Source organism: Sphingobium estronivorans (assembly GCF_008692605.1).
Lineage (GTDB): Bacteria > Pseudomonadota > Alphaproteobacteria > Sphingomonadales > Sphingomonadaceae > Sphingobium > Sphingobium estronivorans.
On record NZ_LFCT01000019.1, the window covers coordinates 1 to 26,936 of the forward strand.

23 protein-coding genes and 1 pseudogene are annotated in these 26,936 nt (G+C 61.6%); 9 read left to right on the forward strand and 15 right to left on the reverse strand.

Annotated elements, in window-relative coordinates; translation table 11 throughout:
• Positions 1 to 742 precede the first annotated feature (742 nt).
• From F7P65_RS22645 to F7P65_RS13855, 8 genes and pseudogenes are all read right to left on the reverse strand, one after another.
• Complete coding sequence (locus tag F7P65_RS22645; protein ID WP_240334308.1) at positions 743 to 1,324, reverse strand: hypothetical protein; 582 nt, start codon at positions 1,322 to 1,324, stop codon at positions 743 to 745.
• A gap of 183 nt (positions 1,325 to 1,507) precedes the next feature.
• A pseudogene (locus tag F7P65_RS22200) lies at positions 1,508 to 2,079 on the reverse strand (recombinase family protein); the annotation flags it as partial.
• Positions 2,080 to 3,421: 1,342 nt separating this feature from the next.
• The gene (locus F7P65_RS13830) at positions 3,422 to 4,531 is read right to left on the reverse strand and encodes a CaiB/BaiF CoA transferase family protein (protein WP_150292670.1); all 1,110 of its coding nucleotides are present in this window, start codon (positions 4,529 to 4,531) and stop codon (positions 3,422 to 3,424) included.
• On the reverse strand, positions 4,528 to 5,457 hold the full coding sequence (locus F7P65_RS13835; protein WP_150292673.1) for a hydroxymethylglutaryl-CoA lyase: 930 nt from the start codon (positions 5,455 to 5,457) through the stop codon (positions 4,528 to 4,530). Before F7P65_RS13835 ends, F7P65_RS13830 begins: the two co-directional genes overlap by 4 nt.
• Entirely contained in the window at positions 5,454 to 6,068 is a 615-nt protein-coding gene (gene leuD, locus F7P65_RS13840; protein ID WP_150292675.1) for a 3-isopropylmalate dehydratase small subunit, read from the reverse strand. Before leuD ends, F7P65_RS13835 begins: the two co-directional genes overlap by 4 nt.
• Positions 6,065 to 7,534 carry a 3-isopropylmalate dehydratase large subunit gene (locus F7P65_RS13845; RefSeq protein ID WP_150292677.1) on the reverse strand — a complete coding sequence of 490 codons (1,470 nt, stop codon included), beginning with the start codon at positions 7,532 to 7,534 and terminating at the stop codon, positions 6,065 to 6,067. Before F7P65_RS13845 ends, leuD begins: the two co-directional genes overlap by 4 nt.
• On the reverse strand, positions 7,440 to 7,940 hold the full coding sequence (locus F7P65_RS13850) for a DUF3598 domain-containing protein (RefSeq protein ID WP_150292679.1): 501 nt from the start codon (positions 7,938 to 7,940) through the stop codon (positions 7,440 to 7,442). Before F7P65_RS13850 ends, F7P65_RS13845 begins: the two co-directional genes overlap by 95 nt.
• Positions 7,941 to 7,953: 13 nt before the next feature.
• Complete coding sequence (locus tag F7P65_RS13855) at positions 7,954 to 9,507, reverse strand: alpha/beta hydrolase (protein ID WP_150292681.1); 1,554 nt, start codon at positions 9,505 to 9,507, stop codon at positions 7,954 to 7,956.
• Positions 9,508 to 9,592: 85 nt separating this feature from the next.
• Between F7P65_RS13855 and F7P65_RS13860 the strand changes: the two genes are divergently transcribed.
• From F7P65_RS13860 to F7P65_RS13875, 4 genes are read left to right on the forward strand one after another with little or no spacing between them, the layout of a single operon-like run.
• Positions 9,593 to 10,273 carry an isochorismatase family protein gene (locus F7P65_RS13860; RefSeq protein WP_150292683.1) on the forward strand — a complete coding sequence of 227 codons (681 nt, stop codon included), beginning with the start codon at positions 9,593 to 9,595 and terminating at the stop codon, positions 10,271 to 10,273.
• Positions 10,273 to 11,178, forward strand: coding sequence for a polysaccharide deacetylase family protein (locus F7P65_RS13865; RefSeq protein ID WP_150292685.1), 906 nt, complete (start codon positions 10,273 to 10,275; stop codon positions 11,176 to 11,178). Before F7P65_RS13860 ends, F7P65_RS13865 begins: the two co-directional genes overlap by 1 nt.
• Complete coding sequence (locus tag F7P65_RS13870; RefSeq protein WP_150292687.1) at positions 11,168 to 12,082, forward strand: polysaccharide deacetylase family protein; 915 nt, start codon at positions 11,168 to 11,170, stop codon at positions 12,080 to 12,082. The genes F7P65_RS13865 and F7P65_RS13870 overlap by 11 nt, the downstream gene beginning before the upstream one ends.
• A complete protein-coding gene (locus tag F7P65_RS13875) occupies positions 12,079 to 13,512 on the forward strand; it encodes an aldehyde dehydrogenase family protein (RefSeq protein WP_150292689.1) in 1,434 nt (477 codons plus the stop codon). The genes F7P65_RS13870 and F7P65_RS13875 overlap by 4 nt, the downstream gene beginning before the upstream one ends.
• Before the next feature lie 62 nt (positions 13,513 to 13,574).
• On the opposite strand, the gene F7P65_RS13880 is transcribed toward F7P65_RS13875, so the two are convergent.
• The 7 genes from F7P65_RS13880 to F7P65_RS13910 form a co-directional block, all read right to left on the reverse strand.
• On the reverse strand, positions 13,575 to 14,306 hold the full coding sequence (locus F7P65_RS13880) for a DUF3108 domain-containing protein (RefSeq protein ID WP_150292691.1): 732 nt from the start codon (positions 14,304 to 14,306) through the stop codon (positions 13,575 to 13,577).
• Positions 14,306 to 14,671 (reverse strand): hypothetical protein, encoded by a 366-nt coding sequence (locus tag F7P65_RS13885; protein ID WP_240334298.1) that lies wholly within the window; start codon positions 14,669 to 14,671, stop codon positions 14,306 to 14,308. The genes F7P65_RS13880 and F7P65_RS13885 overlap by 1 nt, the downstream gene beginning before the upstream one ends.
• Positions 14,668 to 15,867 (reverse strand): class I SAM-dependent methyltransferase, encoded by a 1,200-nt coding sequence (locus tag F7P65_RS13890; RefSeq protein ID WP_150292693.1) that lies wholly within the window; start codon positions 15,865 to 15,867, stop codon positions 14,668 to 14,670. Before F7P65_RS13890 ends, F7P65_RS13885 begins: the two co-directional genes overlap by 4 nt.
• On the reverse strand, positions 15,864 to 16,919 hold the full coding sequence (locus F7P65_RS13895) for a nitrilase-related carbon-nitrogen hydrolase (protein WP_150292695.1): 1,056 nt from the start codon (positions 16,917 to 16,919) through the stop codon (positions 15,864 to 15,866). The genes F7P65_RS13890 and F7P65_RS13895 overlap by 4 nt, the downstream gene beginning before the upstream one ends.
• 4 nt (positions 16,920 to 16,923) lie before the next feature.
• A complete protein-coding gene (locus tag F7P65_RS13900) occupies positions 16,924 to 18,483 on the reverse strand; it encodes an FAD-binding oxidoreductase (RefSeq protein WP_150292697.1) in 1,560 nt (519 codons plus the stop codon).
• A 1-nt stretch (position 18,484) separates the two neighbouring features.
• On the reverse strand, positions 18,485 to 19,732 hold the full coding sequence (locus tag F7P65_RS13905) for an MFS transporter (protein WP_205452072.1): 1,248 nt from the start codon (positions 19,730 to 19,732) through the stop codon (positions 18,485 to 18,487).
• Positions 19,733 to 19,840: 108 nt separating this feature from the next.
• A complete protein-coding gene (locus F7P65_RS13910) occupies positions 19,841 to 22,330 on the reverse strand; it encodes a TonB-dependent receptor (RefSeq protein ID WP_150292699.1) in 2,490 nt (829 codons plus the stop codon).
• 132 nt (positions 22,331 to 22,462) lie between these two features.
• On the opposite strand from F7P65_RS13910, the gene F7P65_RS13915 reads away from it, so the two are divergent.
• The 5 genes from F7P65_RS13915 to F7P65_RS13935 all read left to right on the forward strand — a co-directional run bounded on the left by F7P65_RS13915 (position 22,463) and on the right by F7P65_RS13935 (position 26,934).
• The gene (locus F7P65_RS13915; RefSeq protein ID WP_150292701.1) at positions 22,463 to 23,143 is read left to right on the forward strand and encodes a hypothetical protein; all 681 of its coding nucleotides are present in this window, start codon (positions 22,463 to 22,465) and stop codon (positions 23,141 to 23,143) included.
• An 86-nt stretch (positions 23,144 to 23,229) separates the two neighbouring features.
• Positions 23,230 to 24,060: an HpcH/HpaI aldolase/citrate lyase family protein gene (locus tag F7P65_RS13920; RefSeq protein WP_150292703.1), complete on the forward strand. Its 831-nt coding sequence runs from the start codon at positions 23,230 to 23,232 to the stop codon at positions 24,058 to 24,060.
• Positions 24,053 to 24,562, forward strand: a complete 510-nt coding sequence (locus tag F7P65_RS13925) for a MaoC family dehydratase (RefSeq protein ID WP_150292705.1) — start codon at positions 24,053 to 24,055, stop codon at positions 24,560 to 24,562. The genes F7P65_RS13920 and F7P65_RS13925 overlap by 8 nt, the downstream gene beginning before the upstream one ends.
• Positions 24,563 to 24,574: 12 nt before the next feature.
• Positions 24,575 to 25,744 carry an acyl-CoA dehydrogenase family protein gene (locus tag F7P65_RS13930; RefSeq protein WP_150292707.1) on the forward strand — a complete coding sequence of 390 codons (1,170 nt, stop codon included), beginning with the start codon at positions 24,575 to 24,577 and terminating at the stop codon, positions 25,742 to 25,744.
• Positions 25,741 to 26,934 (forward strand): CaiB/BaiF CoA transferase family protein, encoded by a 1,194-nt coding sequence (locus F7P65_RS13935; protein WP_205452073.1) that lies wholly within the window; start codon positions 25,741 to 25,743, stop codon positions 26,932 to 26,934. The genes F7P65_RS13930 and F7P65_RS13935 overlap by 4 nt, the downstream gene beginning before the upstream one ends.
• The last annotated feature ends 2 nt before the right edge of the window (positions 26,935 to 26,936 follow it).

Consider the following 26,936-nt stretch of genomic DNA (forward strand, 5'->3'; position numbering starts at 1 on the left):
TCCAAGAAGGCGAGGCCACCTCAGTGTGGCAGCTGGCTGCTGTGCGCGAACCGATCATCAGAAAGCTGGCTTCGATGGCAGGCCAAGTCGATCCCAACGAGCAAATGGTTAAGGATTAAAGGACCATATCACGTTCGATGGCGTGACGGAGTTCTGTCGCTTGGCGATACCCATGGCTCTGGTGTATACTATTCCTTGGCACGTTGTTGGTTGGAAACTGGTGTTATTGGAGTCTTGCGATCTAAGGCAAAAGTCTACCGATCTTCGGTAATTTTTGTCTCGCGAACTCGGGTAATTGGAACCAGATTCAGTCAGAGTCTTGCGATCTCCGGAAAACGACAGTTTACATGGACAGTTTGGGTATAGGTATTAACATAATTCTTATTCACGCGCCTTTCTGCGCGGAAATGGTGGGCCGCGGCAAGGCGCTTTCTCGCATTGTTCAAGGTGATCGCTGTTACGATGGCAAAGTTGTGATCAATCGCCAGTCGAGAAGTGGATTTTGTATATCATCGGATATCAAAAATCTCTCCTTGAACGGGTGGAGAGAAAATATTGACTTTTGTATCGTACGGTCCCATTTTGTCGTTAAGGGTCCAATATAGTTGTTATCTATTTTGTTGGTCTCGACATTTAATCTTGCTAAATTATTTTTAATATCCAGCGATGTGCGTGCGTTTTTGGAATCCTGCCCCCGCAACCATCGGTAATTGCGACAGATCACCAGAGGTCGCAACGCGCCTCAAGCCCGCCTTCCCGGCGGGCTTTTTCCTGTGTACAGTGATCGACAATGTGCCGCCAGATCACCCCGCACGTCGATCTTCAGCTCACCCTCTTCGGGACTCAGGATGATCTCCTGCACCAAAGAGCGGATGACCTCCGCAGCTTCCAGCCGCTTTGCTTCACAATCCTCCTGTAGGGCCTGATACAACTCGTCCAACTGCTGGCGATAATGATGCGCCATGTTGGAATGGAGCAGCGGCGGCGGCTCGTCGGCAGCAGCCAACATCTGTTCCAGTTCCTTCTTGCGCGTCTCCATCGCGACCATCCTGGCATTGATCTTGTCAGCGGCGCCGCCCCGGAGGATCAGATTCAGCAGAATGTCCAGATCCCCGTCGATCGATGCTCGGCCTTCCATCCGCAGACGATTCATCTCGCGCGTGAACTCGTCGCAAAAGTCCTTGAACAACGACGGATCCATCAGATGGTGGCGCAGGGCATGCAAAACACGTTCTTCCAAACGATCGCGCCGGATATTCACTCTATTGCCGCACGTTCCTTTGTTACGCGCGGCCGCACAGCCGAAAGACGTGGCCGAGATCATCGTGTAGCGTGCCCCACAGTGCCCGTACTTGACCAAGCCAGACAGAAGGAAGCGTTGTCTTTTACTGCGATTGAGTTCGTCGGAGACGTCCCGCTTCGCGACGCCGCTGAAGCGTAAAGCGCTCTGACGCTCTTTCACTGCCTGCCAGAGAGCGTCATCGACGATCCGCAGTTCGGGCACGTCTTGCGTGATCCATTCGGGATCCGGGTTCAGTCGGGACTGGCGTTTTCCCGTGTCCGGGTTCTTGAGATAGGTCAGCCGGTTCCAGATCAGCTTGCCGATATACATCTCATTGTTGAGGATACCGGTTCCGCGTTTGGGATTGCCGTTGATCGTGCTGACACCCCAGTCCCGCGCGTGGGAGCGGCTATCCCTTCCTTGTTGAGTTCGGCCGCGATTCGCTGGCCTGACTTGCCGGCGGCATAGTCCCGGAAAATGCGGCAGACGACATCGGCCTGGAACGAATTGATCGCACGCTCGCCGCGCACCAGTTTGCCATTGCCATCCAGCTTGCGAACAACATCATAGCCGTAGCTGTTGCCGCCACCGGACTTGCCGTTTTCCACCCGGCCCCGCAGTCCGCGCCGGACCTTGTCGGCAAGGTCCTTCAGGAAAAGCGCATTCATCGTGCCCTTGAGGCCGACATGGAGAGGGGTGATCTCGCCTTCCGAGAGGGTCACGATCTTGATGCCGGCAAAGACCATCCGCTTGAACAGCCCGGCAATATCCTCCTGATCGCGGGACAGGCGATCCATCGCTTCCGCTAGCAATATCTGAAATCGGCCGCTATGCGCGTCCGAAATCAATGTCTAGATAGCTGGCCTTAACAGGAGGGAGGCGGCTGAAATCGCGTGGTCGCTATATTCCTCGCTAATCTGCCAGCCTGTTTCTCGGCATGAAGGCGGCAAACGCGGAATTGATCTTCAATCGATGCGTCCCGCTGATTATCCGAGGAATAACGGGCATAAACTGCGACCTTCACCAAGCAGCCTCCTGCATCAGGAGCGGGGCGTGCTGCGGTCCTCCAACATTGTGCGATAGGCCTTTCGCGCGGCACGGCGGGCGAGCAGATGTACCAATGCAACAAGGCGCTTATCGCGAGCCGCATCCAGGACGGTCAGATCGAGCACGGCCTCATCGGCCGAGTTTGACTGCCTGGGATGCTTGCACCTGCGCATGTTCACCTCTTCCGGGCCGCAGCGCAAGGGCATATTCGCTGCACCCGGTCCTTGATATATCCCGCGCGGACGGTTCATGTCACCCGTTCAGATCGGAGCAGATCGGCCTGATGGGGGCCAAAGCGGCGCCCGTGACCAACTTCCGACGGCGCGCCCAGTCTTAGACCCTCCGGCTTATCGCGGCGGCCTCCACCATCGACCCTTAGCCGCCATTCAACTGTCGATTTCCGCTATCCAAGTGCGGGCGGGTAGCTTTTCCATTCCCACCCGCGGCTGAGTGTATTGTTCGCTGATCTAACAAGTGCCCAATAGTGGATTCCGACCGGAAGGTAGGTCCAAGTAAAGCAGCGCGGCGCCAAGGCGCCCGCCTTGCCAATCGCACCATTCTTCTCGACGCTGGCAATCTCTCCCCGCGGTAGCGCCAACCCTGACCACTGGCGAGCCGTTGAGGTACCCTGTTTACCAGTAACATCTGAATGCAAGCCAATTCATCGATGCCTACTGAACAGCGCCTTCCCTAATACTAAGATCGGGGTTGTCTTGCCAACAGTGCTTAGCACCTCTCCCCTTCGTGTCTTTTTATCCTGATCGTAATGCCACTTGATGGCGAAGAACATGCCTACGCCGAGCATAACAATCTTGAATGTTATGAAAACAACAGGACCAATCCATTGACTTTAACAAACCTAGTATAATGATGAAATATATATATTATTATTTTTCGTCATGCCTCGAATTTATTTTACCATATGCCAAGGAAGCGGCGATGGGAATTGGACACCGAGACGCTTGTCGAAGAATTTTTCGAAAAATTCGAGTCCAGATCAAAGAGGCAGAACATGCGCCGCCTTCAGTTGCATCGGTATGGAGGCGGCGGATGTTTATTGCCCACGCAGGCGATTGGGTCTTTCCCGGCCGATTATCCGAGAGGCTCGGCATCGGCAGGAGTGAGGGTGGCGGGGCGCGCCACCAAAGCGCCGTCAAAGGCGATCGGCAAGGCGGGTAGCTGGGTTTCGCGGCCGTCGGGTAATGTCACCTGCTCCAACAGGCCGATGGCCTGCAGGTGCGGATCATCGAACATTTCCTCGGGCTTGCCGATTGGGGCGAAGGGGATGCCGGTGCCTTCCAGCCGTTCGAGAATTTCGGCGCGGGTGAAATTCGCGATCAGGGTGCGGATCTGCGGCAGGATCCGGTCTCGCTGGAGAACGCGCTCATTGTTCCGGCGCAGGCTTTCATCGGCCCAAAGATCGTCAAGTTTGAAAAGCTGGCAGAATTTCGCCCACAGCGCGTCGGTGACGACGCCGATAAATATCGGATCGTCCCTGGTTTCAAATACATCGTAGATCGCCCAAGCGGAGATGCGGGCGGGCATGGGGCTGGCGGTCTTTCCGGTCACGGCAAGCTGTGCCATATGTTGTCCGACCAGATAGACCGTCGTTTCGAACAGCGACGTCTGAATGAGCCGACCCTTGCCGGTGCGGTGCCGTTCTTCAAGCGCGGCCAGGACCCCGATCACGCCGAACATGCCGCCGGCCACGTCGATTACGCTGGTCCCCGCCCGCAGCGGGCGTCCCGGCGGGCCGGTCATATAGGCAAGGCCGCCCATCATCTGCGCCACTTCATCGAGCGCGGTGCGATTTTCATAGGGGCCGGGCAGGAAGCCCTTGGCGGAACAATAGATGAGGCGCGGGTTGAGTTCGGCAAGCGCGTCATAGCCAAGGCCGAGCTTGTCGAGGGCGCCCGGACGGAAATTTTCGATCAAAATGTCTGCGCCAGCCGCCATCGCCTTCGCTTGAGCCATGCCCTCGGGCGATTTTAGGTCGAGGGAAACGCTCTGCTTGTGACGATTATACATGGGGAAATAGCCCGCGCCAGAACCCAGCAGCGTCCGCGTCTTGTCCCCTTCGAGCGGTTCGACCCGCACGACCTCTGCCCCCAGCGCGGCGAAGATCGCGCCTGCTGCCGGACCCATCACCATATGGGTGAATTCGACGACCTTCAGGCCAGCGAGAGGCGCAGGCGCGGTCATGCTGCCACCTGCGCGAAGCCGAGCGGCAGGCCCGCATCCGGAATGAAGCCGTAAAGGGGTTCGCCGGACAGCGCTTCAGCGATGATACTGCGTACTTTCATCAGTTTTTCGAGGTCGACCCCCGTTTGGCACCCCATGGCTTCCAGCATGAATATCAAATCCTCTGTAACGATATTGCCCGATGCGCCCGGCGCGAAAGGACAACCGCCCAACCCGCCCAGCGACGCGTCGAGCGTGGTGATGCCTTCCTCCAGCCCGGCGAGAGCGTTGGCGAGCCCAAGACCCCGCGTGTTGTGGAGGTGCAGCGTGTTGAGCCGGTCGGCGCCGACCTCCCCCTTGACGCGGCGGACGAGGCGTTTGACCTGGGCGGGATTGGCATAGCCGGTGGTATCGGACAGGCCGACTTCCGCCGCGCCCGCCTCCATGGCCGCGGCGGCGAGGCGGACGACATTATCCTCGTCTACCGGCCCCTCGATGGTGCAGCCGAAGGCGGTGGCGAGGCCGACCTCGAAATGGGGGCGCATCGCTTGCGGCTGCGCGGTGACCAGTTCGGCAATGGCGCGGATTTCGGCGAGGACGACGGTATGGTCCTTGCGGACATTTTTCAGGCTGTGCGTTTCGGACATCGAAAAGGGCAGCGACATTTTCTGGCTGCCTGCCGCTATAGCCCGCTCAGCGCCCTTGAAATTGGGGACGAGCACGGCGACCGCTAGGCCCTCTATGCCCTTTGCGAAGGCGACCAGTTCGGCTGTATCGGCCATCTGGGGCAAGAGCGATGGCGGGACGAAACTGCCCACTTCGATCTCCGGCACGCCGGCGGCCGCTTCAGCGGCGATCCATGCCTTCTTCGCTTCGAGCGGCATGACCCGGCTGATGTTCTGCAATCCGTCGCGCGGGCCGACTTCGCTGATGTGGATGCGCGTCATGCAATATCTCCGAGGTAGATCCAGGGGCGCGCGACCTTGTCCGCCGTCTGGAAGGCGGCAATGTCCGCCCGGTTTTTAAGGGTGAGCTCGATCGGGTCGAGGCCTTCGAACAGCATGGCCTTGGCTTCCGCGCCGATCTCGAACAACCACTGCGATCCGTCCCGAACGGCTACGGTCTGTGCCGCCAGATCGATCGTCACAGGTCCGCCGTCATTGCCGATCGCGGCGATAGCGTCATCGTTGAGTACGACCGGAACGATGCCGTTGCGCGTGCAGTTCCCCGCGAAGATCGGTGCGAAACTAGGCGCGATGACCGCGCGAATGCCATATTCGGCCAGCGCCCAGACCGCATGTTCGCGGCTTGACCCGCAACCGAAATTGCGGCCGCCCAGCAGGATTTCCGCCTTCGCAAAAGCAGTCTGGTTGAGCACGAATTGCGGATCGGGATCGCGAGCGCTCGGCGTCAAATAGCGCCATGGCGCGAAAAGCCCGTCGGCGAGGCCAGTCTTGCCGGTGCTTTTCATCTCGCGCGATGGGATGATCGCGTCAGTGTCGATATTGTCGCGGATCAGCGGCGCGGCCACGGCGGTGAGCGTGGTGAAAGGTTTCATGCCGCCATCTCCCGCGGGTCGGCGATATGTCCGGCGATGGCGCTGGCGGCGACGGTTTCCGGGCTGGCGATGTGGGTGCGGATATTCGGTCCCTGACGCCCTTCGAAATTGCGGTTGGTGGAGGAAATGACCCGCGATCCCGCCGGAAAGCTCTCTCCGCCCGCATAGAAGCACATGGAACAGCCGCTCATGCGCCATTCGAAACCGGCTTGCGTGAAGATGCAGTCCAGCCCTTCCGCCTCGGCGGCGCGGCGCACCGCCATGGAGCCGGGCACGACCAGCGCCTTGATGCCCGGCGCGACATGGCGTCCTTTCAGCAGCGCGGCGGCACGGCGAAGATCGGACAGGCGGCCGTTGGTGCAGCTGCCGATGAAGGCGGCGTCGATCGGCAGGCCTATCAGTTTCTGGCCGGGTTCGACGCCCATATAGGTGACCGGCCGTTCGGGCGGATCGGCGGGGACGGTGCCGGATATGCCGATGCTATGTTCGGGCGAGGTCCCCCAACTGATCATCGGTTGGATCGCCGAAGTGTCGATATCGATCTCTATGTCGAACCGCGCGCCCTCATCGGAGGGGAGTGTCTGCCAGTCCGCGACCGCTTGGTCGAACATCGCGTCGCGGGGGGCATAGGGGCGGCCGCGAAGCCAGTCATAGGTCTTCTCGTCGGGCGCAATCATGCCGGTCATGGCGGAAAATTCGGTCGCCATGTTGCAAAGCGTCATGCGTCCCTCCATGTCCAGGGCGCGTATCGCGTCCCCGGCGAATTCGACGGCATAGCCCTTGCCGCCGCCAGCGCCATGGCGTGCGATCAGCGTCAGGATTATGTCCTTGGGCGTGACGCCCGGCGCCAGCGTGCCGGTGAAGGTGACGCGCATGGTTTTCGGACGGGTCAGGCGCAGCGTGCCGGTCGCCATGGAATGTTCGGCTTCGGACGAACCGATGCCCCATGCTAGCGCGCCGAACGCGCCCTGTGTGCATGTGTGGCTGTCGGGCGCGATAAGCGTGCAGCCGGGCAGCACGATGCCCAGTTCGGGCGAGATGACATGGACGATGCCCTGATCCGGATCGGTCACGTCGAACAGGGTGATGCCCGCGTCCCTGGCGGCTGCGCGCGTTTCGGTGATGAAGGCCTGTCCGCCGGGCATCAATGTCTGGTCGCCCCGGCCCGGCCGGGTATCGACGATATGGTCCATTACGCAAAAAACGCGCGACGGATCGGCAACCGGGCGCCCTGCTGCCTTCAGGCTGTTGAGGGCAGCAGCGCCGGTCCGTTCGTGCAGGAATATCCGGTCGATCGCCAGTAGCTCCGCGCCACCGGCGAGACCGGCAACGACGTGCCGGTCCCAGATTTTTCCGAACAGGGTCTGTGGATCAGACAGCGTCAGCCTCCATTTTCTTTTCCACCGCCGCCCAGTCCCGGCTGACCAGCTTTTCCTGGATCGCGGTGCGGGTTTCCAGCAGGCCATTGCGGATCCAGTGCCAGGTGCGGCAGCGTGTCTGGCCGTCATCCGCAAGCTGGATCATCTCGTAGAGATAGAGGCTGGGATCGCCCTGACGCTGCCAGTAGAGCATGACGGTGCGGTTATATTCGTCAAGCCCGACCTCGGCAGCCCAGCCCTGGATCAGCTCATTGTCCCACCAGATGCGCTTGTCGCGATAGGCGGCGGGGAAATCGCGGATTTCGGTGCGGCCATCGTCCCACAGATAATGATTGCTCTGGTGATAGGGGAATTGGCCCCCTTCAGGGAAACGGCAGAACAGGCGCGACTTGTGCTCGTCGATCTTCTCGCCGGCCGCGTTATAATAGGTGTAGACCCCGTCCCACACGCCCTCATGACGCGCGAGCAGTGGCATGTCTTCGCGAATTCCCATTGGATGCTCCCTTTCAGAAACCTTGTGGTGACCAGATGTCAGTGCGCATCTGCGCCCAGTCGGCTCGTTCCCATGTGAGCGGCGCGGGGGCGGCGGCGAGCAGCGCGTCGCGATCCTGTGAGGCGAGCACGGTCAGCATCGACCGGCCCGCGCGGGCGCGGATCAGACTGCGATGTTCGATGGCGAGCGTTTCCGGCGCGATGCCGGCGGCGGTGAAGGGGATGGCGTTGGCGGCCTTTGCCTCGAACCAGGGCCAGAAGAAATGGCCGGCGCGCACGGCGTTCCAGGCGGCGTTGAGATAGGCGCCGTGGCGGTCGGGGGTTTGGTCCGGGATGGCTTTTTCTGCCCATAGCGCGGAACTTTCGGCGAGCGGGAGATGTGCGTCGACCGCTCCCCAGCCACGGGCGCCGACCTCCGCTGCAACCTTCGCGGCGAGCAGCGCGGAGAAGCCTTCGCCGATGATTGCCGGCATCTTGGCCTTGCTGATCCCGCTGATGGAGGCCGCCGCAATCGCCGCCCAGCTTTTCATGTCGGGCGCGAAGCCGGGCTGCCAGTCATCTGACAGGCCATGGCCGGGCAGGTCGATCGCCAGCGCGTCGCCGGTGTCGAACAGTTCGGCGGCGCGGCCGGGGGCGTGGATCAGTACCGTGTCAGCCTGCGGATTGCCCTGCCAGTGGATGAGGCCGCTGAAACCGGGGCTTTCGATGGGGATGAAGCCGCCGTTGCGGCTTTCCGCGATGGTGGGGCACGGCAGGGCTGGGGCGGCGCGCAGGTGGGCGAGGCAGGCGTCCTCCAGATCGGCGGGGGTGGCCACGGCTTCGGCCCGCCAGCTGGGGGGCATGGCGCCCAGGCGGGCGATATGGGCTTGCAGGGGGTCGCCATTATAGGCGGCAATCAGCACCGGGATCGTTTCCGCATCGGTGGCGGGGATGTCGCGCGGGGCGCGGAGGACCGCGCCATAGCCGGCGCGGTAGGCGTCGCCGCTGTCGAGCATGTCGCGGATCACCGCGTCGGTCCGGGCCGGGTCGTCATGGGCGACGCTGATGCGGGCGCCGTCGCGCACGTCGAACCAGGGGAAGAACCAGGTCTGTTCGATGATGCGGTTCCACAGCCAGGTCAGATGTTCGCCATAGCCGCTGGGCTGGAAGGGAGGCAGATAATCCTTGTCGAAGATCGCCATTTCCTCCGGCGTCCAGACGGCGTAGCCGCCGGTCGCCAGCGCGGTGAAGCGTTCGGGGTGACGCTTGACCGCGCCGACCAGGATGATGCCGCCCGAATGGAAGCCGTAGGCCGCCGTCCGGTCGATGCCCAGCGCGTCGAGCAGTTCGACCAGTGCGGCGGAAAATGCTTCCATGTCGGGGTTGCCGGGCAGAGCGTCCGACTGGCCAAAGCCCGGCGTGTCGGGCGCGATGCAGGTGAAATGTTCCGCCCATTTGCGCATCAGCGGCTCATATTCAGCGGAGCTGCGCGGGCTTTGATGGACCATCAGCACGGTCGGTCCTGAGCCTGCCTTGCGGTAATGGACGCGGCGGTTGCCGACGCGGATGAAGTGGCGGGTGATCGTCATGCCGCCTAATTTGTCCGGACAAATTCCGCTCGACAAGTCTTTTTTGCAAACTACTGTACGAATCACGATTTTGCAGGAGTTTCAGATGACGATGATCGGCACCGACATGGTCTGCGACGGGCGCACCGCGCGCCAGATTTTCGAAGAGGTGATGGCGAATCCGGCGCGCAAGAAATTCGGATTCGGGGAAAAGCTGGCCATCGTGAACGTCGATTTCCAGCAGGCCTATACCCGCACCGACATGTTCAAGACGGCCTATGCAACCGATCCGCGCCAGATCGAATATAGCAACACCATTTCCCGTCTCGCACGCGAGCGGGGAATGCCCGTGATCTGGAGCCGTGTGGGGTATAAGGATGATGCAGGCGATGCGGGCGTCTGGGGGACGCGGACGGATACGCCGGACTCGCTCCAGAACATCAAATATGGCAGCGAACGCCAAGCTTTCGACCCGCGCTGCGAGCTTGATCCAAACGACCTGCTATATACCAAGCGGATGCCCTCGGCCTTTTTCGAAACGCCGCTCAACAGCTATCTGCGTTGGCACAAGGTCGATACGGTCGTCGTCACTGGCGGCAGCACGTCGGGTTGCGTGCGCGCAACGGCGGTCGACGCACTGTCCTATGGATTTCGCACAATCGTTCCTATCGAGACATGCGCGGATAAGCATGAAAGCTATCATTTCGCCAACCTCACTGACCTTCAGCTGAAATATGCCGATGTGGAGCCGGTGCAGACGGTGATCGACTGGCTGGAGGCGCGTTGATGAACGAGGCGCAGAAGGCCGATCCGGGGCTGTACGACTTCGCCCCCTATCGCGACCGCAGCAAGATCGTCTGGCCGGGCGACAAGAAAGTGGCGATCTGGGTCGCGCCCAATCTTGAATATTATGAGATCGATCCGCCAACCAATCCGCATCGCAAAAGCTGGACGAAGCCCCATCCCGATGTCGCGGGCTATGCGCATCGCGACCACAGCAACCGGGTGTCGCACTGGCGCATGGCAGACGCGATGTCGAAATATGGCTTTCCTGGCTCCGTTTCGCTGTCGGTTGCGCTGTGCCAGCATCATCCCGAAGTGGTGAAGGACGCCAATGAACGCGGCTGGGAATTTTTCAGCCACGGCATCTACAACACCCGATACACTTACGGCATGGATGAGGCGCAGGAGCGCGCGATCATCGAGGATTCGATCCGCACCGTGCGGGACGCGACGGGGCAGACGATTCGGGGCTGGCTGGCGCCCGCGTTGACGCATACGCCGCGCACGCTGGATCTCATCGCCGAATATGGCCTGGACTATACTTGCGACCTTTATCATGACGACCAGCCGCAGCCGGTGAAGGTGCAATCGGGCAAGCTGATCTCGATCCCCTACAGTCTTGAGGTCAACGACCATTATGGTTTCTTCGTCTACAATATGTCGCCGCGTGAATATGCGGACACGCTGCTTCGCCAATATGAGCGGCTGGCGGAGGAAGGGGAGATGTCCGGCACGGTCATGTGCATTCCCCTGCACGCCTATCTGATCGGGCAGCCGCACCGCATCGGTCCCTTTGCCGAGGTGCTACGCCATATCGCGGAGGACGGGCGCGCCTGGATTGCTCGGGCGGGCGAGATTGCCGACCATTATTACGAACATCATTATGCGGAGGCCGTTCATGGCGCTTGATCCCGCCTATCTCGAATATCCCCGGCGCCGTGAAGGCTATGATCATGATCTTTATCCATGGTCGTCGATTTTCGCCCGCAAGCCGGTGGCCTGGCCGGACGGCAAGTCGGTCGCGGTCTGGCTGTGCGTGAGCCTGGAATGGTTTCCAATGACGCCATCGGACACGCCGTTCCGGGCGCCCGGACACATGCAGACCAGCTACCCCGACTATCGCCATTATACGGCGCGGGAATATGGCACGCGGGTGGGCTTTTACCGCCTGCTCGATGCGTTCCGGAAGGTGGGGGTGAAGGCCTCCATCGCGGCCAATGGCGCGATTGCCGACCGCTATCCGCAGGTCATCGCGGACATTGTGGCGGACGGGCATGAGATTATCGCCCATTCGACCGACATGAACGGCACGATCGGCAGCACCTTGCCCGAGGACGACGAGCGTGCGCTGATCGCGCAGTCGCTTGCCTCGATCGAGGCCGTGTCGGGCAAGCGCCCGGCCGGGTGGCTGTCTATCGCCCGCTCGGAAAGCTGGAACACGCCTCGGCTGCTCAAGGAGGCGGGTATGCGCTATGCCTGCGACTGGGCGAATGACGAACTCCCCTGGCGTTTTGCGAACGGGCTGGTGAACCTGCCGCTCAACCATGAACTGTCCGACCGGCAGATCATCACCGTGCAGCAGCAGTCGGCGGACAGTTATGCGCAGCAGATGATCGACGCCTTCGACTGGCTGGCCAAGGAGGCGGGCAGCCATGGCGGGCGCATCTTGCCGCTGCACATCACACCCTATATCATGGCGCTGCCCTATCGCATCGGCGCGTTCGAGGGGCTGCTCAAGACGCTCGCCGCTCGTCCCCAGACATGGTTCGCGACTGGTGAGGAGATCGTGAACAGTTGGGAAGGACAGCAATGAGCATGGCAGTCGTCAATCCGCGCACGGGACAGGTGGATTACAGCATAGCGCCATTCGACGGGCCGAAAATCGCTGCGCTTGCCACGACATTGCGGCGGGCACAATCGGCCTGGGCGACCCGGTCGCCGGAGCAGCGGGCCACCGTCCTGCGTGCCTTGGCCGAAGCCATGACGCGACATCGCGCAGCACTGATCGAGGTACTGACGGCGGATACCGGACGGGCAGCGATCTCTGCGATAGAGGTCGATGCCATGACCCGGGCGTTGATCCGCTGGGCCGACAGCGCGCCCGCGATCATCGGGGCGGCGCAGCTGCAGGATCGGCCGACCGGCATTCCCACCATCACGACCACGACCCGGCTGGTGCCCTATGCGCTGGTGGGCGTGATCAGCCCATGGAATTTTCCGCTGACGTTGGCGCTGATCGACGCGATTCCCGCACTGGCGGCGGGATCGGCGGTGATCATCAAGCCTTCCGAAGTGACGCCGCGCTTCATCCGTCCCCTGATGGCGGCCATAGCCGAGGTTCCGGAAATCGCGGCGGTGCTGACCCTGATCGAAGGGGACGGCGCGACGGGCGCCGCGCTGGTCGATCATGTCGACTTCATCGCCTTCACCGGATCGGTCGCGACTGGGCGCAAGGTGGGCGAGGCGGCGGCGCGGGCCTTCATCCCCGCGAGCCTGGAACTGGGCGGCAAGGACCCGATGCTGATCCTTGCCAGTGCCGATCCGGAAAGGGCGGCGGACATCGCCTTGCGCGCGTCGGTGCTGAATACGGGGCAGGCCTGCCAGTCGATCGAGCGGGTCTATGTCGCCCGCGCCATAGCCGAGCCATTTTTGGCGGCTCTGGTGCGCAAGGCGCAGGCGGCGCGGCTCAACTATCCTGATGTCCATGCGGGAGATATCGGTCCCTTCATCTTCGGCAGGCAGGCCGTCATCGTGCAGGCGCAGATTGACGATGCCGTGGCGAAGGGCGCGCGGATACTGGCCGGTGGACAGGTCGAGACGCTGGGGGGCGGCCAATATCTGCGCCCGACGGTTCTGGTCGACGTGACGCCTGACATGGCGATCATGGAGGAGGAGACCTTTGGTCCGGTCATCCCGGTGACGCCGTTCGATACGGAGGATGAGGCCGTGACCCATGCCAATAGCGGCATTTTCGGCCTGTCCGCTGCCGTGATCGCCGGAAGCACGCAGGAAGCCGAAGCGGTTGCGGTGCGGCTCAACGTTGGCGGGGTGTCGATCAACGATGGGTCGCTGACCGGACTGGTCTGGGAGGCCGAGAAATCGAGCTTCGGCAAAAGCGGCCTTGGGCCGTCGCGCATGGGGGAAAGCGGTTTGCTGCGTTTCTTCCGCAGGCAGGCGCTGATCCGTCAATCGGGCGATGCGCTGCCGCTTGCCGCTTATTCGGAAGAAGCGCTGGGCGGTTGATCCAGCATGAAGCCGGGGGCGGGTGCGGCGCCCCCGGCTTGGAACGCTACGAACAATGCCGTTTAGCGCTCCAGTTCGAGAAGTTCGTACCAGGTCTGCATATAGCCGCTGACGCCGCCCTGTACGAAGATGGCGTCGGCGTCGGCCGTGACCCACACATCATAATGGGGATGCTCCACGCCGCCCATGCCGGGGCCTTCATCGTCGACGAAGCGGAAATGGTGGCAGTCGAACGTGCCCGCCGCCACGGTGACGGTTTCGTCGCCGACATATTCCAGGCCGATCTCGACCTCCGCGATCACGGGTGGGGTGGCGCCGCGATGATCGGGGGAGGGCATGAAGACGCGGATTTTGCGACGATGTGGCCCTTTGGTCACATCCATGCAGCGCGTCGTATAGCCGTCGCCCGCGATCGGATGCGTGCCGAAGCCGTCAATCCGTCCGACATAGGGCATTTTCTGCGAGATACGCCCGATGGACGGCCCGTAGCTTTCGCATTCGATGAGGCCACCCTCATCGCCAGGCGTATGATGCAGCCAGCCTGAGCCCATATAGGCGTCGCCTACTGTCAGGTGGACATGCAGATCCTGCGGCTGTCCGCTGCCATCGAGTACATAGACGATGTCGCGCAGCACCGAGGGGGCCGGTTCCTCAATTTCGCAGCGCGCACGGAAAATGGTGCTGCCATCGCCATGATGGGTGAAACTGAACCATTCGCGCCCGCGCTCCTGATTCAGCATGTCCGGCTTTTTCGACGTGTAGCCGATGCGGCCGGTGATGGTGCGATGCTGCATCAGCTGTTCTTCAGCTCGATGCTGATTTCGGCAGTGGGGCGTTCGGGCGCCGCCTGCATGGCTTCCATTTCCTGCTGCACGCCGCGCATGATCCGGGCGACATATTCCTTGGTGGACAGCGCGCGTTCGTAGGCGGCGTCGCCCGTCGCCTGATAGGCTTCGATATCGGCGCGGCTGATCGTGCCCTTGGCGTCCAGCAGACGTTCGACCGTGTCGAGCCGTTCCTTCAGCACGGCCACTTCGCCCGCGACCGCCATCAGGATGGACAGCGTCCGTTCGGCACTGAAATCGTGCAGGGTGTCGGGGCGCTTGCCCTTGGCCCGCCTACCCGCGCGGGCGATATAATCTACGCTATTATCCGTCATGCTTCGGCTTTCCACGCTCCATAGGCATTCCAGGCGGCGGCACGGCCATGATCTTCCTCCGCGCCCTCTGCGGCGGCCGGGAAGATGGTGCGGTCGACCACGGCCAGCACGCGCGCCGTGAACTGGCATTCGCGCGGCAGGCCTGCTTCCTCCATCACCTGCTTCAGGTCCAGCGCATGCATGGCCGACCAATAGGGCTCATTATTATTGAAGGCGTCCCAGTCGCGGATGAACTGCTCATAAAGCGGCATGTCGTCGCTATATTGCGGCTGTTCCAGATGGAACATCAGACCGCCCGGCGCCAGCACGCGTTCGCTTTCGTGGATGATCCGGGGCAGGGCCTTGCCCGACAGTTCGTGCAGATACATGGTAGTCTGCACCCAGTCGAAATGGCCGTCGGGGAAACGGCTCATATCCTCGGCATTCATCTGGATGAAGCGGATGTTCGTTGCGCCCAGCGATTGCGCGCGCGCATGGGCATAGCGCAGCACGGCGGCTCCGGTGTCGATGGCGACGACCTCCGCATCGGGGAAGGCCAGCGCCAGCGGCACGATATTATGCCCCACGGTGCAGCCCAGATCGAGAATGCGGCGGGGTTTCCAGTCGGGGCGTTCCTTGCGCACCCATTCGACCAGCGCCTGCCCGCCGCCGTCGGACAAGGCGCCAAGCCCGCCTGCGGTGGTGGCGAACAGGCCGCTGTCATAATTGGCGCCTGCCGACATGTCGCCGGGGCGTTCCTCCCCCTGATAGTTGCCGGGCATGCAGTGGATGTCGACCGCATCCATATAATGCGGGATCGGCAGCAAGGGATCGAGTTGCAGCGTTTCCCGGCCCTCATTGAACTGGCATACCTTTGCGCTCAGTTCATCGAGCTGGCGCAGCGTGATCGAACGGCCGTTCTGCTGGCGCATTTCCATCGAATTGCGCTTCAGCGCCGACCAGTAGCGATGCCAGGGGTCCTGGTTCATCGCGTCGCGGATTTCGAAACGGTCCTGCGGGTCGCGCCCATGTTCCGCCTGGAAAGCGGGCAGGACGCGGCTGTCATAGGCGATCTTGTTGCCGCCGCCGATCGGTCCGGACAGATATTTGTTGAACGCCGTCAGGAAATTGTAGCGCGCCGCCTCATCATGGGTCGGCTTCGGGAACACCGCATGCTGGGCGACGGCGGTATAGGGCGGGGGTACATCCTGTTTCATATCAGTCCATCCTTCGAAAGACGGTCGATCACTTGTTCCTGCACCTTTAGGAAATGGTCACGGTCGGGCACCTTTACCACCCCGTCGGCGATCAGGCTGTTGGCGGGCTGGGGCGCCTGGCCGCCATAGATGGGCGCGAAAAGCTCCAGTCGCTGCCGGGCGAGGAAATTGGTCATGCCCGGCTTGCGCCGCTGGGCGCGCACGGCGTTGATGTCGAGATCGGCAAAGGCCGTGAAGGTTTCGCCGGGGCTCGATTCCGCGAGCGTATTACCCTTATAGTCGATGACGATCGAATTGCCGTCGGCCGACGCCAGCGGCATCGCTGACCCTTCGATCCCGGCAGTGTTGGCGGAGATGACATAGGCTACATTCTCGAACGCGCGGGCGCGCTTGGCGATCTGCTTGGGCGTGGCAAGCGGCGATCCGACCTCAGAAGAGGAATGGACGAAAATCTCCGCGCCGCGCAGGGCATGGGCACGTGCGATTTCGGGGTAGAGGATCTCCTCGGACGCGATGGCGGCCAAATTGCCGATCTCCGTCCGGGCGACGGGGAACACGCCGTCCAGCCCGTAAATGTCGAGATATTTCGACCAAACGTCATGCGGTGTCGGCGCGAACATTGAATTGAGGCGGCGATAGCGCAGCACGACCTTTCCCGATGGCGCGACGACGAAGCTCGTCTGGAAATAGAGGCCGGGGAAATGCGGATCGCGTTCATAGGCGTTGCCCGCAAGGAACAGGTCCTGCGCGGCGGCAATCCGGCCCAGCGCCTCATATTCGGGGCCGTCCATGTCCAGCGCCGCCTTTTCCGCGAAGTCGGGAATGGAGATGCGGCCGGGATAGCTGGTCAGGAAATATTCGGGCAGCACCGCAAGGCGCACGGGGCTGCCGCTATATTGCTGGATGAAGACGGAGGAGGCGCGCAGCTTGACGCTGATTTCCTCGATCATCGACAGCATTTGTTCGCTTACGGCGGCGCGGTCAGGTAGCCGCTCGACCGAGCGGGCGGTTATCTGAAGCGCGAGGGCGGCATAGGATTTGATACTACTCATCGTGTCACAGGCCCAGGCTGCCGGGGTTCATCAGCCCCTTGGGATCGATGGTCTGTTTGATCGCCTTCAACATGTCCCAGGCGCGCGGATCGCTGGCTTCTTCCAGCGGGTAGGTGCGGGCAACCTGAAGATGGGTTGCGCCCAGATCCCGGAAGATGCCGACGATCTCCTTGCGCAACCCGTCGACCACGGCGCGCGATTGCGCATTGGCAGGGAAGCGGTTGAGCTTGGCGAGATGGGATGTGTCCAGCGAGCGACAATGCAATTCCTCCAGCGCGTCGGGCCAGAAGAAGACCGGCTCGATCAGGCAGGTCGACCGGCTGACCGCGGCGAGCATGGCGCCGGCGGCGACACCCTCGGCTTCCATTTCAGCCTTGTTCGCGTCGAACAGAGCCTGGATGCGATCCCAAGCCTTGATCAACCGGCTGTGGGGCAGGAAGCCGTGGACGGGAACCCAGCGCTCGCCATCCGGGCCGACCATCGAATTGACGGGCGGGAAGGGATTGGCGCGCATGATCTTGGGGATGGTGTTTTCGATCGCCTTGCCGCCATGGCTGGCCGCGATCGCCTCTATCGCCTTCATGTCGGCGTCGACCGCGCTTTGATAGCGGCCCTCGCAGATCAGGTGGAGCGAGAAGGGCACGTCGTCGAGGAAGGAGCGGCCGGCCGCGACGACCTTCGCGCCCTCCTTCAGCGCCTTCAGCACGGAGCCTTGCGCCTTCATCATGTTGACGAGCGACTTGGCGTCCTTGGCCAGGCTGTCGCGCTTCATGCGCTGGGCCTGAAGATAAGGGTCGAAACCGAAGCTTTCCGAGGCGAGCCCTTCGCGGGCGATGGCGCTCATCGCGCTGAAAAAGGCATTGGCGTCCGAGAAGGAGAAGGAGCCGTAGAAGAAGGCCGTGCCTTCGCGCACCAGTTTCAGGGTGATGGTGGCCTTGACGCCCAGCGCGCCGCAGTCGGAGGCGAACAGCCCGGTGATGTCGGGGCCGAAGGGGCGGAAGAAATTGCTGCCCGTGGACAGGATCGTGCCGTCGGCCAGCACGACTTCAAAGCTGAGCGCGGCGTCGACCACCGTGCCGCCCAAGGCGCCCCAGAATACGCCATTCTGGCTCATGCCGCCGCCGACCGTGGCGTTGATGCCCGACAGCGTTCCCCAGGCGAGCGCGCGCAGGCCCATGGGCTTCAGCGTCCGCTGAAGCTTGTCCCAGGTGCAGCCGGATTCGACGGTAACGGTCATGTCCTCTTCATTGATGTCGAGGATGCGGTTCATCGATCCGGTGTCGATCAGCAGGGCACCGGCCTTGGGCGCGAGATAGCCGCTGGTGTAGCTCATGCCGCCGCCGCGCGGGACGATCGCCACGCCCGCAGCGGTCGCCGCCGCGATGCCGCGTGCCAGCATGTCCTTGTCGGTGGGGCGGAAGACGGCGAGGACGGTCGGGCCGGTGCTGAACACGTCCTGCGAATAATAGGCGCGTTCCGCTGCGTCGGTGATCAGGGCGTCCGCGCCGACCGCTGCGGTGATCGCCGTAAGGGCGATATCGTCTTGGGGAACGAGAGTTTCCACGTCAATTTCCTGAATGGCTTGTCTTGAGGTCGGGATAGCGGCCCAGCGCCAGCAGCAGCACGCCGCCGATGGCGAACATGGCCATCGCGACCGCAAGGATCAGATCGTAGCTGCCGGTGCGGTCGCGCACCATGCCGTAGACGATCGGGGAGATGGCGGAGCCGATGGCGAAGGGCATGTAGAGTACGCCGTAGATGCGGCCATAATGCGCCATGCCGAAATATTTCGAGGCGAGATAGGCGATGATGTCGGATTCCGTACCGGCGGCGAAGCCGAGCAGGAAGCCGCCGACGATGACATGGCTGAGCGTCGCGTCCGTGCCCATCAGCAACCAGCAGGCGGCGGCGGGCAGCAGCAGCGCGGGGAAGGCGACGCCCGGCGCCCAGAAACGGTCGAACATATAGCCGACGAGCAGCCGGCCGACGAGGATGCCGATGGCGACCACGCCCAGCACGCTGGCGGCGACCTCAGCCGAAAAGCCGTGCAGGCCGACGATCTGGGCGATGTGGATATGCGCGCCGCCATAGGCGAAGGCGGTGAGAAGGATCGACGTAAACAGGATCCAGAAACGATGGCTGCCCATGGCTTGTTTCAGCGGGATGCCGAAGATTGTGCCGCTGGCGTCGGCGACGCCTTCGGGACGTTCATCGGGGCGGGGTTCACGGAACCAGAGGAAAGCGATGGGAATGGCAACGAGCAGGGGCAGCAGCGCCACGACGGGGAACGCCATGCGCCATCCGCCCGCGGCGATCGCCTTTTGCGCGATCTGCGGCACGACCATGGCGGCAAGGCTGGTGCCCAGCAGCATGATACCCAGCGCAAGCCCACGATGGCGGTTGAACCACATGCTGATCGCGCGGCTCCAGGTGACGGGGGTCGAGCCGATGCCGATCGCGCCCAGTACCGCCCAGAAGAACAGATAGCCGATCTTCGAAGCGGGCAGGAAATAGAAGGAACCGAAGACGATGCCGAACAGGAACAACGACCAGAGCACCACCGGGCGAACGCCGAAGCGGTCCGACAAGGCGCCGTAAAAGGGAGCGAGCAGCGCGGCGATGATGCCAAAGACGGTCACGCCTGCGCTGGTTGCAGCGAAATCCCATTCGAATTCGGCGCTGACCGGCCCCATGACCAGAGGCAGGACGTTGAAGGGCAGGGGGGATGCGCCACAGGCCACCCCGATCAATGCTGCCACGAGCGGCTTCGCGCCCAGTCTGAATTCCGAGCGCGCGCCGGAGGCGATTGTCATGTCTGGACCATTCCCCTGTATTGCAGTGTCAAAACGCGACATCTCAAAGCCATTCCAAGCTACCGCCGGACAGGGATGCGGATCGCACCACTGTCCGGCGGAAAGTTACTAGAAGTTGTAGCGAGCGCGCGCCACCCACATCATCGGCGGGTCGATATAGCGCGTGTTCGCCAGTGATGTGTTAGCCGCTGTCTTGTTCAGACAGTTGGTGCAGGACACCGAAAGCTGCCACTTCTTGTCCGCTCCGTCCAACGACAGGCTCGCATTGACGAACCAGGCCGCGGGAGAGAAGGAACCGTTCAATATCTCGTCTCCACCATAGGGATTGGCCGGATAGGTGCCGTTAGTGCCGGTGATCGACCCCGAATAGATGGTGTAGTTGGCGGCGTTGGTTTCCTGGCTGGTGCGATAACTGCCGTTGACCGACGGGGCCAGCGTCATGCCGCTGCTGCCCAAGGGCACGGTGTAATTGCCGCCCAGAGCAATCGTCCATTTCGGCGTGCGCGTCGGATCGGCGATTCTGCCGTCGGGCGTGACGATGCCCACGCCGCAGGCTGCGGTGGTGCCGGTGCCGCCCGGAATATTGCCTGCGGCGATCAGGGCCTGACATGCCTTTTGCTGGGCATTGACCGACTGGATGCCATATTCGTCATAATCGGGCGCGTTGCGATCGATCTTGAACTTGGCGTCCTGGTAACCGGCGTTGACGTAGAGGTTCAGCCCTTCGACCGGCACGACGGTGAATTCGGCCTCAATACCCTTGTTCGTCATGTCCGCGAAGTTGCGGGTGATGAAGGTGGCGGACCCATTGGGGTTGACCAGCGCGGAAGGCGTCTGGAGATCGTTGACGTCCATGTAGAAGAAGGTGAGGTTCGCACGAAGACGGCGATCGAACCATTCGGATTTGATACCGGTTTCATAGCTCCAAACCTTTTCAGGGCCGAAGGGAAGGAAGGATGTCACAGATGTCGCGCGGGCATTCCAGCCACCCGACTTGAATCCACGCGTCGCCGAAGCGAATAGCAGGATGTCGTTATTGACCTTGTAATTGATCGCGAAGCGTGGGGTCCACTGCTTGGTCTTCAGCTTGTTGGGGATCTTCAATCCGGAAGGACCGGAAAGATTGAAGGTGTCGAGGCAAGTCGCTTCGATCGTGCCGTCATTACAGCTTGCCCGATTGTCCTGCACCTGCAGAGTCTTGGTTTCGTCGGTGTAGCGGATGCCGCCGGTCAGCTTGATCTGGTCGGTGAGGTTGACGTCGATCTGGGCGTAGCCGGCCAGCGCCTCCGTCTTGTTGCGCAGGATGCGGTCCGCTAGGATCAGGGTGCTGGTCGGCGACAGGGTGAAGGTGTCGGCGAAGTCGGTGCGGTTGCGTTCAACGAGATAGAAGGCGCCCGCAACATAGTCGATCAGGCCGTCGGCGACGCTGCCATTGACCTTGGCTTCTTGGCTGAACTGCTGGTGCGTGCCGTCGTTCAGGATCGCGAAGCCGCCCCGCGCATAGCCCCTTACGGCCGGATTCGGATCGGCCAGCGAAGGACCGCTGCGGCCGTCATAGAAGTCGAGCGCATATTGCTGGTCCTGGCTGACAAAGCCCGTGATCAGGTTCAGCGTCATCTTTTCGGCCAGATCGACCTCGAAGTTCGACGTGATCAGGTTGGTCGTCGTATAATTCCCCATCAGGAAGTATTTCTTCCGGCCGCTGATCGGCAGCGACGCGAAGGGCGAATTGGGCGAACTCTTGCCTACTGGAATGCCGGTGGTGGCAAAACGGCCGTCGCAGTCCGTGAGATTGGCCGGGTTGCACTGGAAATTCAGGATATTCTCGCCATTGGCGACGATATGCGCATAGGACCCATTCCAGTGGACCGACGGACTCAATTCGCCGTGGATGCCGATGCGGGCGCCCCAGCCGTCATCGTCGTTGAGGCGCTGGCCGGTGGTGACGTCCTTTACATAGCCATCGTCATTCTGCCAATAGCCGCTGAGCTTGACGGACAGGGTGTCGGCAAGAGGCACGTCGACCGATGCGCGTGCGATTTTCTTGTTGTAACGGCCATAGCCAATTTCCGCGAAGCCGCCAAATTCCTTGCCCGGCTCCTTCAGGATCACGTTGACGGCGCCGCCGGTGGTGTTGCGGCCGAACAGTGTGCCCTGCGGACCGCGCAGGACTTCGACCCGTTCCACATCGAACAGATTGATATTATTTGCGTTCTGGCGGCTGAGATAGATTTCGTCGACATAAGTGCCAACCGGGGGGTCGAAGGTCGGAATCGTTTCCGTATTGCCAAGACCGCGTAAGTAGAAGGCGTTGGCCGAACCGACGCCCGTATTGTTCATCGACACAAGATTGGGAACGAAGCGGCCCAGTTCGAGCGTGTTGGAAACGCCCTGACTACGAAGCTGTTCGGCCGAAAAGGCGGAAACGGCGATCGGCACATTCTGCAAGCTTTCCGACCGGCGCTGAGCCGTCACGACGATTTCCTGGACACCACCGCTCGACTGGTCCTCGGCCTTGGCAGTGGTCTGGGCGTGCAACGGTGAGACCGTGATGCCTGCGCTGAGCACGGTCGTCGCGACAAGCAGAAGACGCTTCATATTATTCTCCCTATTTTCTTATTCCGGAACTGGCAGTTCTGCCTGCGGACGTTTTTTCTAATTTGTCCGGACAAATTTTCATGTAAGCAGGGGGCTGTCAAGCGGCCCTGAGCCACGGAGGAGAAAAATTAGATGGCACTCGCTGATCTGGCTTACCCAAGCCTTGTCTATTTTCACTTGATTCTCTTTGTTTTGTGGCTCGGCGGCGACGTCGGCGTCTTTCTTGCCGGGCAGCATTTTCGGAAGCGTCATCTCTACACGCTGGATCAGCGAATCGCGTTGCTGAAGCTGCTCGTCCTGATCGACATGACGCCGCGGACGGCATGGGCGCTGATGGTGCCGGTGTCGCTTTCGGTTGTGACGCTAGGCGGCTATTGGGCGGTTCCGTCCATGGTGCTGGCGGGGGCCTGGCTGGCGGGGCTATTCTGGCTCTGGCTCGTCTGGGACGCGCATTTCCATGACATGACCCCGCGTGCGGCGCGTAACCGGAAGATCGAATTCTGGCTCAAAAATGCGATCACCGTTGGCTATCTGGGCCTGGGTATCGTGTCGTTAGCGACGGGTGCGCCGCTGGCCGAGAAATGGCTTGCGTCCAAGGCGCTGCTGTTCGGGCTGATTTTCGTAGCCGCGATCATGATCGACGTCGCGTTCAAGCCGGTGGGGCCGCAGCTCGGCCGTCTGCTGAAGGAAGGGTCGAGCGATGAGACGGAGGTGCCGCTGCGTCGCACCATGGACCGGACCCGCATGTGGGTGTTCATCGTTTATGGACTGTTGATTGTCACCTCCTACCTTGGGACGGTGAAGCCATTCTGACGGAAAAACGGGGGCTGGCGCTTTTGTGCTTGACTTATAAGTTGTCCGGACAAATTTATTAGGACGTCAACAGGAGGGGTTCCTCAGTGAACGCACCCATCAGCCTTTCAACATTGCTGTTCGTGCCCGGGTCAAAGCTGGAGCGTTATGGCAAGGCGCTGGCCAGCAATGCCGACGCCGTCTGTATCGACCTGGAGGATTCGGTTCCTGAGCCGGCCAAGGGGCATGCGCGCGGGGCGGCTATCGCGGCGATCGGCAGGGGCGATGCACGGCTCGTCCTGCGGATCAACGGCATGACAACACGGGCGGGTCTGGAAGATCTTCTCGCGCTCGCCGATGCGTCAGTGCTTCCCGCACTGATCTTCGTGCCCATGGTGGAAAGCGCGGTGGAGATCGGGATCATGGCGTCGGTTCTGGGTAAACGCACGCCCGGAATCGTGCCGTTGATCGAGACTGTGAAGGGGCTGCGCGCGGCGTCGGAAATCGCCGCCGCGCCCGGCGTGGTGGCGATGATGTTCGGCGGTGGCGACCTTGCCGCCGAACTGGGCGTCGCGCTGGCATGGGAGCCGTTGCGTTCGGCGCGCGGCGCCTTTGTGATGGCCTGTGCTGGGGCGGGAGTTCCGGCGATCGACGTGCCTTTCATCGCGCTCGATGACGAGCAGGGGCTGCGTGACGAGGCGAAGGCCGCAAAGGCGCTCGGCTTTACCGGCAAGGCGGCGATCCATCCCGCGCAGGTGGACATCATCAACGCGACATTCCGTCCGACGGCCGAACAGATTGCCGAGGCGGAAGAGGCGCAAAGGGTTTTTGATGCAGCCGGTGGTGCTGCAATTCGTTTCAACGGCCGCATGCTCGAAACACCGATCATGCGGCGCTACCAAAGGATATTGGCAATGCGGAGCAATCAAGATGCGTGAAGGCGTTGTAGAAGTCAGCCCCGGGCGCTTCCGTGAAACTTTCGGACGCTATTATGAAGACTTCGTGGTCGGCCATATCTATGAGCACCGTCCCGGACGCACCATCACCGATGCCGATAATGTGCAGTTCACGCTGCTGACGATGAACACGCATCCGGCGCATTTCGATTATGAATTTGCCAAGAAGACCGAGTTCAAGAAGCCGCTGGTCTGTTCGCCGCTGACGGTGGCGCTGATGGTCGGCATGAGCGTTTCGGACGTCAGCCAGAAGGCTGTGGCGAATCTGGGCTGGGACAATATCCGCCTGACCCATCCGATGTTCCCCGGTGACACCATCTATGCCGAAAGCGAAGTCATCAAGAAGCGCGAATCCAGTTCCCGCCCGGAACAGGGCATCGTCACCGTCAAGACGATCGGCAAGAACCAGCATGGCGATATCGTCTGCACTTTCAACCGAACCATGCTGATCTGGAAGCGTGGTTTCGGCCCCGTCGACGATTGAGGAAAGAGCATAATGTCTGAACATATTCAGCGGCATATCGATCCCGACGACGAATCCGCTCTGCTGGAAACCATTGACCGCTGGATTGAACGGGATGTTCGCCCGGTGGTCATGTATCACGATCATAACGACATCTGGCCCGCCGAACTGGTGGAGCAGATGAAGGAAATGGGGCTCTTCGGCGCTACCATCGGGCAGGAATATGGCGGTCTTGGCCTGCCGGCGACGACCTATTCCAAGATCATCACCCGTATTTCATCCTATTGGATGGCGATTACCGGAATCGTCAATTCGCACCTGATGATGGCTGCGGCAGTCGAGCGTTTCGGCACCGAAGCGCAGAAGCAGGAATGGTTGCCGAAATTCGCCACCGGCGAGATTCGCGGCGGGCTGGGGCTGACCGAGCCCGATGCGGGCACCGACCTTCAGGCGATCCGGACCCATGCGGTGCGCGATGGCGACGATTATGTCATCAACGGCACCAAGACGTGGATCACCAACGGCATTCAGGGCAGTTGCATCGCGCTGCTGGTGAAGACCAATCCCCGGGCCGAACCGCGCTACAAGGGCATGAGCCTGTTCATGGCGCCGAAGGGTGAAGGTTTCACCGTTGGCAAGAAGTTCGATAAGCTGGGTTACAAGTCTATTGATACCGCGGAACTGATCTTCGACAATTATCGCATCCCGGCCGAGAACCTGATCGGCGGCGTTGAAGGGCAGGGCTTTTTCCAGGCTACCGGCGGGCTCGAACTGGGCCGGATCAACGTTGCGTCGCGTGGCGTTGGGCTGGCGGAAGGGGCGCTGCGGCTGGCCACCGAATATGCACAGCTCCGCAAGACGATGGGCAAGCCGATCGCGCAGCATCAGGCGATCCAACTGAAACTGGGTGAGATGGTGACGCGTGCCGAGGCGGCGCGGCTGCTGGTCAGCCAGGCGGCCCAAGCCTATGATCGCGGCGAACGCTGCGACATGGAGGCGGGTATGGCGAAATATTTCGCGTCCGAGGCGGCCGTCCGCAATTCGGAAGAAGCCATGCGTATCTTCGGGGGCTACAGCTATTCGAAGGAATATGAGATCGAGCGCTATTATCGTGACTCTTTGCTGATGTGCATCGGTGAGGGCACCAACGAAATGCAGCGAATGATCATCGCCAAGCAATGGCTGAAAAGGAACCCGGTGTGACGCGAAAACTTCCCCTGGAAGGATATCGGATACTGTCCGCCGAACAATATGGCGCCGGCCCGTACGGCACCATGTTTCTCGCGCAGATGGGGGCGGAGGTCATCAAGATCGAACCGCCCAAGGCCGGAGACACGGCCCGCGCGGTGGGGCCGCATTATCTGCGCAAGGGCGAAAGCCTCTATTTCCAAAGTTTCAACCTCAACAAGCGTTCGCTGACGCTCGACCTCAATTCGGTCGAGGGTAAACAGATCCTGCATCGGCTGGCTGCGTCCAGCCACGCCGTCGTCAATAATCTGCGCGGCGATCTGCCCGTGAAGATCGGGCTGACCTATGCGCAATTGAAGAACGTCAATCCCGCGCTCGTTTGCGCTCATCTTTCCGCCTATGGCCGCGATAATGAGCGGGCGCGCTGGCCGGGCTATGACTATCTGATGCAGGCGGAGGCGGGCTGGCTGTCGCTGACGGGTGAGCCGGATGCGCCGCCGACGCGTGCGGGTCTGTCGCTGGTCGATTTCATGACCGGCACGATCATGACCATCGGTCTGCTGGGCGCGCTTGTCGATGCACAGCGTTCGGGTGTTGGCCGGGACGTCGATGTCGACCTGCTGTCCACCGCCATCCATCAGACCAGCTATCCGGCGGTCTGGTATCTGAACGAAGGCGATGTCACTGAGCGTGTCGAGCGTTCGGCGCACCCGTCTGTCACGCCGAGCCAGATGTTCCGCGCGGCGGACGGCTGGGTGTTCGTGATGGCGCAGCTTCCCAAATTCTGGGACGTGCTGGTCGACCGCATCGGTCATGCCGAACTCGCCGCCGATCGCCGTTTCGGGACGCCCGCCGACCGGCTGGCCAATCGCGACGTGCTGACCGTCATATTGGACGGCATTTTCAGCGAGCAGCCGGTGGCGCACTGGGTCGAACGGCTTGCCGGTCACATGCCGGTGTCGCCGGTCTATGGCCTCGACCAAGCGCTCGACAATCCCTATCTTCAGGAAACCGGCATGATCGACACGGTGTCGCATCCTGATCGGGATGCGTTGCGCGTGCTCGCCAACCCGATCCGCATGGACGGAAAGCGCCTGCCGAACCGTGCGGCCCCGTTGCTGGGCGCCGATAGCGAAGCGGTACTGGCGGAGGCCGGCTTCAACGCGGATGAAATCGGCTCCTTCAAGGCGAAGGGGGTGATCTGATC